The sequence below is a fragment of the Kitasatospora sp. NPDC002543 genome (assembly GCF_053594915.1).
In genome coordinates this window covers 1-13,248 of record NZ_JBSFWR010000157.1, presented here as the reverse complement: position 1 = coordinate 13,248, position 13,248 = coordinate 1, and the positions used below count along the sequence as shown (strand labels likewise).

The 13,248-nt window shown below is 72.2% G+C and carries 9 protein-coding genes, 2 pseudogenes and 1 riboswitch; of the genes and pseudogenes, 3 read left to right on the top strand and 8 right to left on the bottom strand.

Going from position 1 to position 13,248, the window contains the following annotated elements:
* Together ACWD4P_RS36195 and ACWD4P_RS36190 are read left to right on the top strand one after the other, a co-directional pair.
* Positions 1-95: pseudogene (locus tag ACWD4P_RS36195) on the top strand (ABC transporter ATP-binding protein); the annotation flags it as partial.
* Between the two features lie 47 nt (positions 96-142).
* Positions 143-2,701, top strand: a complete 2,559-nt coding sequence (locus tag ACWD4P_RS36190) for an ABC transporter permease (protein ID WP_449782549.1) — start codon at positions 143-145, stop codon at positions 2,699-2,701.
* Between the two features lie 178 nt (positions 2,702-2,879).
* Here ACWD4P_RS36190 and ACWD4P_RS36185 read toward each other — a convergent pair whose 3' ends face one another.
* The 7 genes and pseudogenes from ACWD4P_RS36185 to ACWD4P_RS36155 all read right to left on the bottom strand — a co-directional run bounded on the left by ACWD4P_RS36185 (position 2,880) and on the right by ACWD4P_RS36155 (position 11,159).
* Complete coding sequence (locus ACWD4P_RS36185; RefSeq protein ID WP_359829072.1) at positions 2,880-4,247, bottom strand: NAD(P)/FAD-dependent oxidoreductase; 1,368 nt, start codon at positions 4,245-4,247, stop codon at positions 2,880-2,882.
* 429 nt (positions 4,248-4,676) lie between these two features.
* On the bottom strand, positions 4,677-5,612 hold the full coding sequence (locus ACWD4P_RS36180) for a Ppx/GppA phosphatase family protein (RefSeq protein WP_449782550.1): 936 nt from the start codon (positions 5,610-5,612) through the stop codon (positions 4,677-4,679).
* Positions 5,613-5,761: 149 nt separating this feature from the next.
* Positions 5,762-6,301: pseudogene (locus ACWD4P_RS36175) on the bottom strand (DUF501 domain-containing protein); the annotation flags it as partial.
* A complete protein-coding gene (locus tag ACWD4P_RS36170) occupies positions 6,273-6,809 on the bottom strand; it encodes an FtsB family cell division protein (protein WP_449782548.1) in 537 nt (178 codons plus the stop codon). The pseudogene ACWD4P_RS36175 and the gene ACWD4P_RS36170, both read right to left, overlap by 29 nt.
* Positions 6,810-6,928: 119 nt before the next feature.
* Positions 6,929-8,215 carry a phosphopyruvate hydratase gene (gene eno, locus ACWD4P_RS36165; RefSeq protein ID WP_359829070.1) on the bottom strand — a complete coding sequence of 429 codons (1,287 nt, stop codon included), beginning with the start codon at positions 8,213-8,215 and terminating at the stop codon, positions 6,929-6,931.
* Between the two features lie 316 nt (positions 8,216-8,531).
* Positions 8,532-9,425 (bottom strand): transglycosylase family protein, encoded by an 894-nt coding sequence (locus tag ACWD4P_RS36160; RefSeq protein ID WP_449782547.1) that lies wholly within the window; start codon positions 9,423-9,425, stop codon positions 8,532-8,534.
* Positions 9,426-9,430: 5 nt separating this feature from the next.
* Positions 9,431-9,599: riboswitch (cyclic di-AMP (ydaO/yuaA leader) on the bottom strand.
* 210 nt (positions 9,600-9,809) lie between these two features.
* The gene (locus tag ACWD4P_RS36155) at positions 9,810-11,159 is read right to left on the bottom strand and encodes a cytochrome P450 family protein (RefSeq protein WP_449782546.1); all 1,350 of its coding nucleotides are present in this window, start codon (positions 11,157-11,159) and stop codon (positions 9,810-9,812) included.
* Between the two features lie 267 nt (positions 11,160-11,426).
* Here ACWD4P_RS36155 and ACWD4P_RS36150 point away from each other — a divergent pair, with 267 nt between their 5' ends.
* Positions 11,427-11,849, top strand: a complete 423-nt coding sequence (locus tag ACWD4P_RS36150; protein ID WP_359829067.1) for an SDR family NAD(P)-dependent oxidoreductase — start codon at positions 11,427-11,429, stop codon at positions 11,847-11,849.
* A gap of 15 nt (positions 11,850-11,864) precedes the next feature.
* Here ACWD4P_RS36150 and ACWD4P_RS36145 read toward each other — a convergent pair whose 3' ends face one another.
* Positions 11,865-12,926 carry a MazG family protein gene (locus ACWD4P_RS36145; RefSeq protein ID WP_449782545.1) on the bottom strand — a complete coding sequence of 354 codons (1,062 nt, stop codon included), beginning with the start codon at positions 12,924-12,926 and terminating at the stop codon, positions 11,865-11,867.
* Positions 12,927-13,248 lie beyond the last annotated feature (322 nt).

Below are 13,248 nucleotides of genomic sequence, written 5' to 3'. Positions count from 1 at the left end.
CCGACGGCCGCATCGTCGACGAACTCCACCAGCCCACCGCCGACACCGTCCTGGACCGCATGCGCCGCTTCGACGCCAAGGGCCGCACCAGCTGACACACCGGCAGCCGTAGCCCGCTCACCGATTCCTCCCAGGACACCCCATGTATCGCACCGCACTGCGCAACGTGCTGGCCCACAAGGGCCGGCTGCTGATGACGGCGCTGGCCGTCATGCTCGGCACCGCCTTCGTGGCCGGCACCATGGTCTTCTCCGACACCTTCGCCAAGGCCATGCGGGACAACAACTCCAAGAGCTACTCGGACGTCTCGGTCCAGGTGGTGGACCGCGCCGCCGGCTCCGGCGCCTCCGCCCGGCAGAAGGCCGAGGGCGGCTCGGCCGCCCTCACCGACGCCACCGTCCAGCAACTGGCCGCCCTGCCGGGCACCGCCGCCGCCCGCGGCGTGGTCAGCGGCTTCACCGGGGTCGCCGACAAGAAGGGCGACCTGATCGGCCAGGTCTGGACCGCCAGGGGCGCCAACTTCGCGCCGGGCCAGGACGGCAAGGACCCGCGCTACGCCATGGTCGAGGGCCAGGGCCCGAAGACCGCCAAGGAGATCGCACTCGACCGCAAGACCGCCGACAAGGCGGGCTACAAGGTCGGGGACACCGTCCGGATCGCGGCCAACGGCCCGGTCATCGAGGCGAAGCTCACCGGGCTGTTCACCACCGACGACCCGGTGGTGAACTCCGGCGGCACGCTCACCCTGTTCGACAAGGCCACCGCCCAGCAGATCCTGCTGGAGCCCGGCCGCTACAGCAGCATCGTGCTCACCGCCAAGCCCGGCACCAGCCAGGACGCGCTGCTCGCCGAGGTCGAGCCCAAGGTGTCGTCCGGCCGCCAGTTCGACGTGGAGACCGGCGCCAAGCTCAAGGCCGACGAGCAGGAGCAGATCACCAAGTCCAGCAGCAGCCTGCGCACGATGTTCCTGGCCTTCGCCGGCATCTCGCTCTTCGTCGGCATCTTCATCATCGCCAACACCTTCACCATGCTGGTCGCCCAGCGCACCAAGGAGCTGGCCCTGCTGCGCGCCATCGGCGCCAGCCGCAAGCAGGTCACCCGGTCCGTGCTGGTCGAGGCCCTGCTGATCGGCACCGTCTCCGCCGTGACCGGCCTGCTGGCCGGCATCGGGATCGGCGCCGGGATGCAGTCGCTGATCGGCGCGATGAACGACAGCATGCCGACCGGCTCGCTGGTGATCAGCCCGGTCACCGTCGCGGTGACGATCGTGGTCGGCATCCTGGTGACGGTCGCCTCGGCCCTGCTGCCCGCCCTCCGCGCCGCCCGGATCGCCCCGGTGGCCGCGATGAGCAGCGGCGACCAGCCGGTGTCCCAGAAGAGCCTCGTGGTCCGCAACACGATCGGCTCGGTGCTCGCCGGCGGCGGCCTGGCACTGATCGGCTACGGCGCCTCCACCGGCAACGGCAGCGGCCGGATCCCGGTCGCGCTGGGCGCCTTCCTGACCCTGATCGGCGTGTTCGTCCTGCTGCCGCTGCTCTCCCGTCCGGTGGTCGCGCTGGTCGGCCCGCTGCTGCGCGGGCTCGGCGGGATGCCCGGCAAGCTCGCCCAGCAGAACGCGGTGCGCAACCCGCGCCGCACCGCGGCCACCGCCGCCGCGCTGACCATCGGTCTGACCCTGGTCACCGGGCTCACCGTGATCGGCGCCTCGGTCAACGACACCGTCGACCGGGCCGTCACCAGGTCGATGAAGGCCGACTACGTCGTCGGGGCCGCCAACGGCATGAGCCTGTCCGAGCAGGTGCCCGCCCAGATCGCCAAGGCCCCCGGGGTCGCCGTCTCCTCGGCGACGACCACCTCCGACTGGAAGCTCAACGGCACCTACAAGACGGTCACCGGCGTGGACGCGGCCGCCCTCGACAAGCTCTCCGACCTCCAGCTGACCAGCGGCTCCGCGGCCGACTTCGGCAACGGCCGGCTGCTGGTCGACGAGAAGGCCGCCGAGAAGCTGAACGTCACCACCGGCTCGGTCCTGAACGTGACCTTCTCGGACGACTCCACCGGGCAGCTCACCGTCGGCGGCGTGTTCCGGCCGGGCGGCACGCTCGGCTCGGTCGTGCTGGCCAACAGCGAGGTCGTCAAGCACGAACCGAAGCCCTACATCTCGGACGTCCTGGTCAAGGGGAAGGACGGCGCCACCGACGGCCTCAAGCAGGCGCTGAAGGACGCCACCGGCGCCAACCCGGTGATCGAGGTGAAGTCCAAGCAGGACATCCGGGAAGAATTCAGCCAGACCATCACCTTCGCGCTGAACCTGATGTACGGCCTGCTGGGGATGGCGGTCCTGATCGCGATCCTGGGCGTGGTCAACACGCTGGCGATGTCGGTCTTCGAGCGCAAGCGCGAGATCGGGATGCTGCGGGCGATCGGCCTGGACCGCGGCGGCATCAAGCGGATGGTCCGCCTGGAGTCCGTGGTGATCTCGCTGTTCGGCGCCGGCATCGGCCTGCTGCTCGGCTGCTTCATCGCCTGGGCGATCAACGGCACCCTGAAGTCCAGCCTCTCCGGCCTGACCACGGTCCTGCCGTTCGGCGAGCTGGCGCTGTTCCTGGTGCTGGCCGCGGTGGTCGGCCTGGTGGCCGCGATCTGGCCGGCCCGCCGGGCGTCCAAGCTGGACATCCTGTCGAGCATCAAGACCGACTGACCGGTCCAGGAACGAGAGAGGTCCCCTGCCGGAGGGTTTCGGCAGGGGACCTTCTACTTCTGTACTCCGCCCGGTCGCACGGCCGGCTGAGCACCACGGAGGTCGTGGTCCGGCAACGCTGCCGGGCGGAGGGCCTCCGACTCATACCCCGGTGCTCCCACACCGGGGTCTCAGTCGCTTACTTGCTGGCGAGTTCCTTGTCGGCGGCCGGCTTGGCGGCCTCGACGGGCTTGGTGGGCGGAGTGACCTCCTGGATCGGCAGCTGCGGCTTCTCCATCTGGGAGAGGCCGACCATCTCGCGCTTGAGGAACATCGCGAGCGTCCAGTCGGTGAAGACGCGGACCTTGCGGTTGAAGGTCGGCACCATGGCGCCGTGGTACAGGCGGTGGAACCACCAGGCCGGACGGCCCTTCAGCTTGTACTTGCCGAAGAGGATCGCCACGCCCTTGTGCAGGCCGAGACCGGCGACCGCACCCAGGTTCTTGTGCTTGTACTCCTTCTGCGGGAAACCCCGCATGCCGGAGATCACGTTGTCGCCGAGGACGACGGCCTGGCGGCTGGCGTGCTGGGCGTTCGGCGGGCACCAGGCGCCCTCGCCCGCGGCGAGGTCGGGGACCTGGGCGTTGTCGCCGGCGGACCAGACGTAGTCGAAGCCCTGGACCTGCAGGGTCGGCGCGGTGTCGACGTGGCCGCGCGGGCCCAGCGGCAGGCCGAAGTCGGCCAGCACCGGGTTCGGCTTCACGCCGGCCGTCCACACGATGGTGGAGGCGTCCATCTCCATGCCGTTCTTCAGCATGACGTGGCCGTCGACGCAGGAGTCCATGGAGGTCTCGATGTAGACCTCGATGTTGCGCTCCTCGAGCTTCTCCTTGGTCCACAGACCGAGGTCCGGGCCCATCTCGGGGAGGATGCGGTTGGCCGCCTCGACCACCACGAAGCGCATGTCCTCGCGGCTGACGGTCTTGTACAGCTTGGCCGCGTCGCGGGCCATGTCCTCGACCTCGGCGACCGTCTCGATGCCGGCGAAGCCGCCACCGATCACCACGAAGGTCAGCGCCTTGCGGCGGATCTCCTCGTCCGTGGTGGACTCGGCCTTGTCGAGCTGGGCCATGACGTGGTTGCGGAGGCCGATGGCCTCCTCGACCGTCTTCATGCCGAGGCCGTTCTCCGCCAGACCCGGGATCGGGAAGGTGCGGGAGACCGAGCCGGTCGCGACGACCAGGTACTCGAAGGGCAGCTCGTAGCTGTCGCCGGCCGCCGGCTGGATCGTGGCCACCTTGCGGGCGTGGTCGATGCCGGTGACGGACCCGGTCAGCACCTCCGCCTTCTTGAGGGTGCTGCGCAGCGGCGCGATGAGGTTGCGCGGCGCGACACTGCCGCCGGCCGCCTCGGGGAGGAAGGGCAGGTACGTCATGTACGACCGCGGGTCCACGACCGTGACGGTCGCTTCGCCGTAGCGCATCTTCTTGAGGATGCGCATCGCGGCATACAGGCCGACGTAACCACCGCCGACAATGAGGATGCGAGGACGCTCCGTGGTGCTCATATCCGAAAGTATCCAGCACCGTCCGGAGCAGCCCTCGTGAGCCCGGTCACAAGTTGACGGACCCCCCGTGCTACACTGCGCGGCCGCAAAACCGGGCCCGGCACGGCGGCCCCCACCCCTGGGCGACCCCGCGCACGCGCACGCCGGAGCACCACCGGCCTGAGCAGCAACGATCCGCACAGGGTCCGGGTTCCCGCGCGTGATTTCGATTTTCAAACCTCGAACGAGCCCTGACCTGCGATCCCATGGGCCGCCCGGCCGACGGGCCTTCGGTCCCACATTTCGGACGTAGCGGGCGGGTCGATGCGGCGAATGGCCGGATCGCCATGTGAAGAAATTCACGAACTTTCCCACCCGCGCTCGGGCGCGCCCCGGCCCCGGCCACCCGAAAGGGGTGCCGGGGCCGGTCCGGGTGGGCCCCGCGGGAGGTCAGCGGGCGATGCCCCAGGCGATGCCGTCGAGGATGTCGTGCTCGCTCACGACCACCTCGGCCGCGCCGGTGCGCTCCATGATCTCCAGCAGCTCCAGCGCCCCGGCCGCGATCACGTCCACCCGGCCCGGGTGCATCGACGGGATGGCCGCGCGCTCGGCGTGGGTGGCGGCCAGCAGCTCCCGGGTGATCTCGGCGACCCGCTCCCGGCCGACCCGCGAGTGGTGGATCGCCGCCGAGTCGTAGTCCGGCAGCCCCTGGGCGATCGCGGACACCGTGGTGACCGTACCGGCCAGGCCCACCAGGGTGCCGGCGCCGGTCAGCGGGACGACCTCCTCGGCCCGGTCCAGCTCGGCCCGCACGTGCGCCCGGGCGGCCGCGACCTGCTCCTCGGAGGGCAGCTCGGCATCGCCGAAGTACCGCTCGGTGAGCCGCACGCAGCCGATGTCCACCGAGCGCGCGGCCAGCACGTCGTCCGTGCCGAGCACGAACTCGGTGGAGCCGCCGCCGAGGTCGAACACCAGGTAGGGGCCGGGGAACTGACCACCGGTCAGCTCCTTGGTGGCGCCCACGAAGGACAGGTGCGCCTCCTCCTCGCCGCTCACCACCTCGGGCTCGACGCCCAGGGCGTCGCGCACGCCCTTGACGTACTCGTCGCTGTTCTCCGCGTCCCGGGAGGCGCTGGTGGCGACGAAGCGGACCCGGTCGGGGCCGACGCCGTAGCCGGAGATGATCTCCTGGTACTCCCGGCAGGCCGCGAAGGTGCGGGCCAGCGCGTCCGGGTGCAGCCGGCCGGTCCGGTCCACGCCCTGGCCCAGCCGGTTGACGATCATCCGGCGGTCCAGGTCGGTGATCTGCCCGGTCTCCGGGTCGAGGTCGGCGACCAGCAGGCGGATCGAGTTGGTGCCGCAGTCGATCGCGGCCACGCGGGTCATGGTCACTCGGACTCCCGCTCCGCGTCCGGGCCCTGCTCCGCCGTGTCCTCGGCGGCACGCTTCCTGGCGGCGCGCTCGGCGGTCTTCTGCCGCTTGGCGGCGATCACCGCCTCGTGGTCCTGTTCCTTGGCGCGGTTGCGGGCGACCCGCTCACCGGCGGCCTCGACCTCGGCCGGGGAGACGCACGGGCCCTTGGCCCACCAGTCCTCCAGCATGCCGATCGCCTCGTCGCCGAGCGGGTTGACGCCCTCGCCGGCCGCCAGCGAGTGGCCGACCAGCACGTGCAGGCACTTCACCCGGTCCGGCATGCCGCCCGCGCTCGGGAAGCCCTCCAGCACCTCGATCGCGTCGCGCCGGGCGATGTAGTCCTCGTGCGCCTTCTGGTAGGCGGCGGCCAGCTCCGGGTCCTCGGCGAGCCGGGCGCTCTGGTCCTTCATCACGCCCTCCGCCTCCAGGGTGCCGATCAGCGAGGCGGCCTTGGGGCAGGTCAGGTAGTAGAGCGTGGGGAACGGCGTGCCGTCCGGCAGCCGGGGGGCCGTTTCCACGACGTCCGGGTTGCCGCAGGGGCAGCGGTGCGCCACGCCGCGCAGGCCGCGCGGCACCCGGCCGAGCTGGGCGGCGATGGCCGCGACGTCGGCGTCGGAGACGGTGGGGTGGTTCTCAGTGGTCATGGGGGGAGGTGTCTCCAACGGAGGACGGTGGGAGGGGAACAGGGGTGTCGGGTGCCGCCGCGGCGGCGGTGTCGGCGGCGTCCACCGAGTCCCAGATGCTGGCGTACCAGGGCTTGGCGGCCGTCACCTGGCCGGCGGCGGCGCCGTTCGGGGCGGAAGCGGCGCCGTTCGGGGCCGGAGCGGCGCCGGCGGCGGACGAGGAGGGCTGGGCGGAGGCCTGGCCGCCCGGGTCCACGGCGATGTACGGGGTCTCCCCCGGCACCGCGTAGTGCAGCCGGGCGCGGGCCTGCGCCTTGACGTACTCCGGGTCCTGCCAGCGGGCCTTCTCCCGGCGCAGCTGCTCGACCTGCTGGCGCGCGTGGTCGGCCTTCGCCCGCTGGGCGGAGATCTCGGCGCGCTGGGAGATGAACTGCCGCGTCGGGTAGGCGAGGATCGCCACCAGCGAGCAGAGCACCAGGACGAGGACGGTCGCCCGGCTCGTGAACCGGGGCCGGGCCGCCAAGCCCGGGATCCTCCAGCCAGCCATCTCCCGTATCCCCTCCTGGTCGCGACGGTGCCCCGCCGTCCACCCTACGGGGTGGACGGCGGGGCACCGGTCAGGCGTGCGCTAGCAGGAGCGCCCGGCCCTCGTGCTCGGCGCGCTGATCACTCGGCGGCGCGGAAGCGCGGGAAGGCGCCGCGGCCGGCGTACTCGGCGGCGTCGTCGAGGATCTCCTCGATGCGCAGCAGCTGGTTGTACTTGGCGACGCGCTCGGAACGGGCCGGGGCACCGGTCTTGATCTGGCCGCAGTTGGTGGCGACGGCCAGGTCGGCGATGGTGACGTCCTCGGTCTCGCCGGAGCGGTGCGACATCATGCAGCGGTAGCCGTTGCGCTGGGCCAGCTCGACGGCGTCCAGGGTCTCGGTCAGCGAACCGATCTGGTTCACCTTGACCAGCAGCGCGTTGGCGGTGCCGGTCTCGATGCCGCGGGCCAGGCGGGCCGGGTTGGTGACGAACAGGTCGTCGCCGACCAGCTGGACCTTGTCGCCCAGCTTGTCGGTCATGGCCTTCCAGCCGTCCCAGTCCGACTCGTCCAGCGGGTCCTCGATGGAGACCAGCGGGTAGGCGGCGACCAGCTCGGCGTAGTACTCGATGAGCTCGGCGGAGGTGAGCTCCTTGCCCTCGAACTGGTAGGCGCCGTCCTCGTAGAACTCGGAGGAGGCGACGTCCAGGGCCAGCGCGACGTCACGGCCGGGCACGTAGCCGGCCTTCTGGATGGCCTCGACGATGAGGTCCAGGGCCTCGCGGTTGGAGTCCAGGTTCGGGGCGAAGCCGCCCTCGTCGCCCAGACCGGTGGACAGGCCGCGCTCCTTCAGCACGCCCTTGAGCGTGTGGTAGACCTCGACGCCCCAGCGGACGGCCTCGGAGAAGGACTCCGCGCCGATCGGGGCGATCATGAACTCCTGGATGTCGACGTTGGAGTCCGCGTGCGACCCGCCGTTGAGGATGTTCATCATCGGGACGGGCAGGACGTGCGCGTTCGGGCCGCCCAGGTAGCGGAACAGCGGCAGGTCGCTGGCCTCGGAGGCGGCGTGCGCGACGGCCAGCGAGACGCCCAGGATGGCGTTGGCGCCGAGCGAGGACTTGTCCGGGGTGGCGTCCAGGTCCAGCATGGCCTGGTCGATCAGCCGCTGCTCGGTGGCGTCGTAGCCGACCAGCTCCGGGCCGATCTGCTCGATGACGGCCAGGACGGCCTTCTCGACGCCCTTGCCGAAGTAGCGGTTCTTGTCACCGTCACGCAGCTCCAGCGCCTCGAAGGCGCCGGTGGAGGCACCCGACGGGACAGCGGCACGACCCGTGCTGCCGTCGTCGAGGCCGACCTCGACCTCGACCGTGGGGTTGCCGCGCGAGTCGAGGATCTCACGGGCTACGACGACATCGATGGACGGCACGAGGCATCTCCTTGCGGAAGCAGGGTCCGGTCTGACGGTGGTGCTGTCAGCAGGACGATTGCGGAGTCGTTACGACCAGAGCCTAACCGCCCGGGCTCCCGGGGCCACCTCCGCCTCGGTGCCGTCTCAGCGTGTGGCCCCGCTACCCACCGGTAGTTCACCTGCTTGTCCCAGCTTGTCCCACCGGGAAGGGCGAATGCGGACGAAGGGGACCGGTAGGGCCGGTCCCCTTCGGACGTCGGGGCGGAGCGGTGCCGGCGGAGGCGGTCCGGCCGCTTGAAGACACGAGGGCTCAGCGGCTCGGCGGCACGAGGGCTCAGCCGACGTGCAGCACCTGACCCGGCATGATCAGGTTCGGGTCGCCGCCGACGGTGGAGTGGTTCTGCTCGTACAGCGCGTGCCAGCCACCGGAGACGCCCTGGGCGGTGGCGATGGTCGACAGGGTGTCACCGGCGCGGACGGTGTAGTCGTGGCCGGCGGCCTGCGGGGCCTGCGGGGCGTACTGCGGCTGAGCGGCGGCCTGGCCGGCGTACTGCTGGTAGACGCTCTGGTGGCTGGTCCAGTACCAGGCGCCGTTGCTCTGGTACCAGTACACCTTGGCGTCGGCGTCCCAGCCGGCCTTGCCGGAGAAGCCCGGGGCCTGCGGCTGGGCCTGCTGCTGCGGGGCGGCCTGCTGGACCGGCTGCGCGGCGGGCTTCTGCGCCGGCTTCTGGGCGGCGGGCTTCTGGGCGACCGGCTTCTCGGTCGGCTTGGCGGCGGGCTTCGGGGCCTGCTGCTTGGGAGCGGACTGCGGCTTGCTGTCCGAGGAGGTGTCAACCGCGGCCGGGGCACCGCCCTTGGTCAGACCGGCCTTCTGCGAGCAGACCGGCCAGGCACCCGGGCCCTGCGAGGCCAGCACCTTCTCGGCGACCGAGATCTGCTGGGCCTTGCTGGCCTGGTTGGCCTGCGGCGCGTAGGCGGCGCCGCCGTACGCCTTCCAGGTGCTGGACGTGAACTGGAGGCCGCCGTAGAAGCCGTTGCCGGTGTTGATGCTCCAGTTGCCGCCGCTCTCGCACTGGGCGACGGCGTCCCAGGTGGAGGCCGGGGCGGCGGAGGCGCCGGTGGCGGTGAGGAGCGGCATCGCGAGTCCGACGCCGGCCACACCGGCGACGGCGATGGCCTTCTCGGCCTGGGTGCGACGACGGTGGCGGCCAGTTCCAACGAACAGCATGAAGAGGTCCCTCTCCGCACGCCTGCGAGGTGAGCTGTCGGGTTCGGACCGGGAGGTGGCCCGGCCGCCGTGCGCGGAGACGACTCCGCTCGGGCGGCTTCACCCCAAGCCGTGGGGAGACGGCAACAAACCTGGTTCCCCCGCCCCTGCCCAGGGTTCTGGTCGGTTTCCCGTGGCGCGGCGGGCAGGATTCGGCGTTCCGCGTACGGGGTCCGCAGCTGCGAACTCCAGGGAGAGTAGACAGATCTTCAGATCAATCACAAGCTCATATCGTCGATATCACACGAGAATTACGGCCCGTGTCCGATCGCCTACCAACAGCGGCGTTATGTCCGGATTGATGGGTGTTCACACCGCACCCGACAGGCGATCGGCGACGTCCGGTCAGCCCTTCGAGGCCTCCGAAGGGGCCTGCGGAGACGTGGCCGGAGAACCGGTCGGAGGGGCGTGCGGGGAGCGGCTCTCCGGGCTGAATTCCACCGGCAGTTCGCGCAGCCCACGCATGATCAGGCCGCCCCGCCAGCGCAGGTTCTCCGGGCTCTCCGCGAGCCGCAGGTCCGGCAGCCGGGAGAGCAGCGTGGCCAGCGCGGCCCGCCCCTCCAGCCGGGCGAGCGGGGCGCCGATGCAGTAGTGGATGCCGTGCCCGAACCCCAGGTGGGGATTGTCCGCCCGGGCCAGGTCCAGGGTGTTCTCCGCCGCGAACCGGGCCGGGTCGCGGTCCGCCGCGGCCAGCACCACCAGCACCGGGTCGCCGACCGGGATGTCCACCCCGCCGATGGTCAGCGGACTGGTCGCGAACCGCCAGGTCGCCAGCTCCACCGGCCCGTCGTAGCGCAGGAGTTCCTCGATCCCGGTCTCCAGCAGCGCGCTCTCCCCGCGTGCCACCGACTCCTGCAGCAGCCGGCGCTGCTCCGGGTTGCGCAGCAGCGCGTACGTGCCGTTGCCGATCAGGTTCACGGTGGTCTCGAAACCCGCGAACAGGAGGATGAAGGCCATCGCCGCGGCCTCGTTCTCGGTCAGGTGCTCCCCGTGGTCACTGGCCCGGATCAGGCCCGAGATCAGGTCGTCCCCGAGGTCCGCGCGCTTGCGGTGGATCAGCTCCAGCAGGTACGCCCGCATCCGCTTCACCGCCCGGCCCACGCCGCCGCGCTGCCCCCCGCCGTGACGGATCATCATCCCGGCCCAGTCGCGGAAGTCGTCCTGGTCCTCGGCCGGCACCCCGAGCATGTCGCAGATCGCGTAGATGGGGAGCGGGAAGGCGAACTCGTGGATCAGGTCAGCCGAACCGCGCTGCGCGAAGCCGTCGATCAGCCGGTCGGTGAGCTGCTGCACCCGCGGCTCGAACTCGGCCACCCGGCGCGGGGTGAACGCCTTGGACACCAGCCGGCGCAGCCGGGTGTGGTCCGGCGGGTCGATGTTCAGCAGGTGGGTCATCAGGTCCGCCTGCCGCTCCCCCGGGATGCCCACCCGGCCGGTGCGGTGCGCCTGCTCGCTGTGGTGCGCCGGGTTCTTCGACAACCGGCCGTCCGCCAGCGCCTGCCGGGCGTCCGCGTACCTGGTCACCAGCCAGGCCTCCACCCCGCTCGGCAGGGTGGTGCGGTGCACCGGGGCGTGCTCGCGCAACCAGGCGTAGGCGGGGTACGGGTCGGCGGCGAACTCCCAGGTGAACAGCTGTGGGGCGGGGGCGTCGGACGACGAGGCGGCGGGCCGGGCGGGGTCGGGCTGAGCTGGCATGGACCGACCGTATCCGGTGCACCGGGCCCGCCCCCGCTCCGGCGGGCCCGCCCGGCCCCCGACACCTCCGCCGCGGCCTCCCTCGCCCGGGCGTGTACACGCCGTGGGCCGGTCGTGGGCGGCTCTTGGCCGACTCTTGGCCGCAGGACGGGCGTGAGCCTGGTCACCTGAGGGGTAATCCCTGTTGCGGAGGGTCAGGACGTGCCTACGATCCTCCGCAGTACGCGTGGGCGCCGGTGCGGTGTCGTCCACAGGGAGGAGCAGGCCATGCGGGTCAGCGGGTCAGTCGTCGTCATCGCGGTCCTCGACGGCGGGTCGGGCGCGGGCCTCGCCCGCCGGTTCGCCGCGGCGGACGCCGCCGGAATGCTGATCGCCGACCAGTACGTCGGCGTCGCCGAGGACCTCGCCGCCGAACTCGACCGGCCGGGCTGCCCCGTCGTCGGCGTCTGCGGCGACATCCGCCGCCCCAGCGACGTCGCCGCCCTCGTGGACACCGCCGAGAAGCACCTCGGTCCGATCGACCTGTTCGCCGTGGCCGGCCCGGCCGGCGAGCGGATCATCTCGCTGACCGACCTGCCCGACCACCTCGACCTGGAGCGGCTCGCCGAACTCGTCGTCCTCGTCGGCGAGGCCATCGGCGAACTCGTCCCGCCGCAGCGGCGCCCGGAACACGCCGCCACGGCGGCCTGACCGCCGGCCGGCCGGCTACCGGCCGTCCGGTTCCCCGTCCGCCGCTCCGTCCGGCTCGAGCCCTTCGGCCGCGCGCACCGCGTCCCGGTAGCCGCGCGCGGCCGACCGCAGCGCCGCGTCCACGTCCACCCCGGCGTCGTGCGCGCGCTGCGCCACCGCGAGCAGCAGCCGGCCCGCCGAGTCGGCGGTCAGCTCGGCCGGCAGCTCGTACGACCCGTCCGGCACCCCGGCGAAACCGGACCGGCGGACCCGGGACACCAGCTTCGCCGCGTACGCCAGCGCGGGCAGCCCGGCCGGCACACCGTCCAGCACCGACTCGCGGTCCGCCTTCTCCGCCGCCTTCAGCTGCTCCCAGTTCGCCTCCACCTCGGCGGCGCCCCCGGCCTCGACGTCCCCGAAGACGTGCGGGTGCCGGTACACCAGCTTCTCGACGATGTCCCCGGCCACGTCGTCGATGCCGAACGGCTCGCCCGGGTGCTCCTCGGCGATCCGGGAGTGGAAGAACACCTGCAGCAGGACGTCGCCCAGCTCCTCGCGCAGCGAGTCCCGGTCCCCCTCCTCGATCGCCTCGACCAGCTCGTAGGCCTCCTCGACCAGGTACTTCACCAGGCTCTCGTGCGTCTGCTCCGCGTCCCACGGGCAACCGCCCGGGGAGCGCAGCCGGTCCATCACCGTCACCAGGTCCAGCAGCCGCGACCCCGGCAGGTCGTACGAACCGGGCAGCACCTCGATCTCCGGCACCTCGCCGGCGTGCTCCACCGCGAGCCGCGCCAGCGCGTCGGTCAGCCCCGGATCCCCGTCCGGGCTACCCAGCCACACCGTGGGCCCGGCCCCGGCGGGCTGCCCGGTCAGCAGCCGCGCCAGCGCGGGCGCCGACCCGGCCGACCCGGCCGGCACCGCCTCCACCGTCACCCCGGCCTGCCGCACCGCCGCCACCTGCGGATGCGTCTCGTCCCCCACCAGCACCCGCCCCGCCGACCGCAACGCCTCCCACGCCGGCCACGCCAGCAGGCCGGGGGCCACCCGGTGGGTGGTGGTCAGCAGGATCAACTTCGCGCCCGGAACATTCGTCGTCACACCCCGAACCTACCCCCGCGCCCCCACCCCGGGCCGGGCCCGCCCGGAAAGCCCACCCGCGCGGGAAGCGACCCGCCGGCATCCCGCGCCCTCCCCGTCCGGCCCGTGGGCGCCCGGCGGAGCCGTGGGCTCGTGGGCGCCTCCCGGCCGGAGGCGGGGGTATCGCGTGCCCGGGAGCGGTCGGCGGGGCGGCCCCTAGGGCGTGTCTGACAATTGGCGTCGGATCGGCGTGCGGCGTTGGGGTGCGTGCATCGCAAGGCGGAGGAGGGAGCCACTGCGGAGCATTGGCGACCGACGACAACGCGGCGAGGTGCGTGCCCCG

Excerpts from the sequence above, each read along its gene's own strand:
- ACWD4P_RS36180 (WP_449782550.1), bottom strand. The coding sequence starts at position 5,612 with ATGACCCGCGTGGCCGCGATCGACTGCGGCACCAACTCGATCCGCCTG.
- ACWD4P_RS36160 (WP_449782547.1), bottom strand. The coding sequence starts at position 9,425 with ATGCTGTTCGTTGGAACTGGCCGCCACCGTCGTCGCACCCAGGCCGAG.
- ACWD4P_RS36185 (WP_359829072.1), bottom strand. The coding sequence starts at position 4,247 with ATGAGCACCACGGAGCGTCCTCGCATCCTCATTGTCGGCGGTGGTTAC.
- ACWD4P_RS36170 (WP_449782548.1), bottom strand. The coding sequence starts at position 6,809 with ATGGCTGGCTGGAGGATCCCGGGCTTGGCGGCCCGGCCCCGGTTCACG.
- ACWD4P_RS36155 (WP_449782546.1), bottom strand. The coding sequence starts at position 11,159 with ATGCCAGCTCAGCCCGACCCCGCCCGGCCCGCCGCCTCGTCGTCCGAC.
- ACWD4P_RS36150 (WP_359829067.1), top strand. The coding sequence starts at position 11,427 with ATGCGGGTCAGCGGGTCAGTCGTCGTCATCGCGGTCCTCGACGGCGGG.
- ACWD4P_RS36190 (WP_449782549.1), top strand. The coding sequence starts at position 143 with ATGTATCGCACCGCACTGCGCAACGTGCTGGCCCACAAGGGCCGGCTG.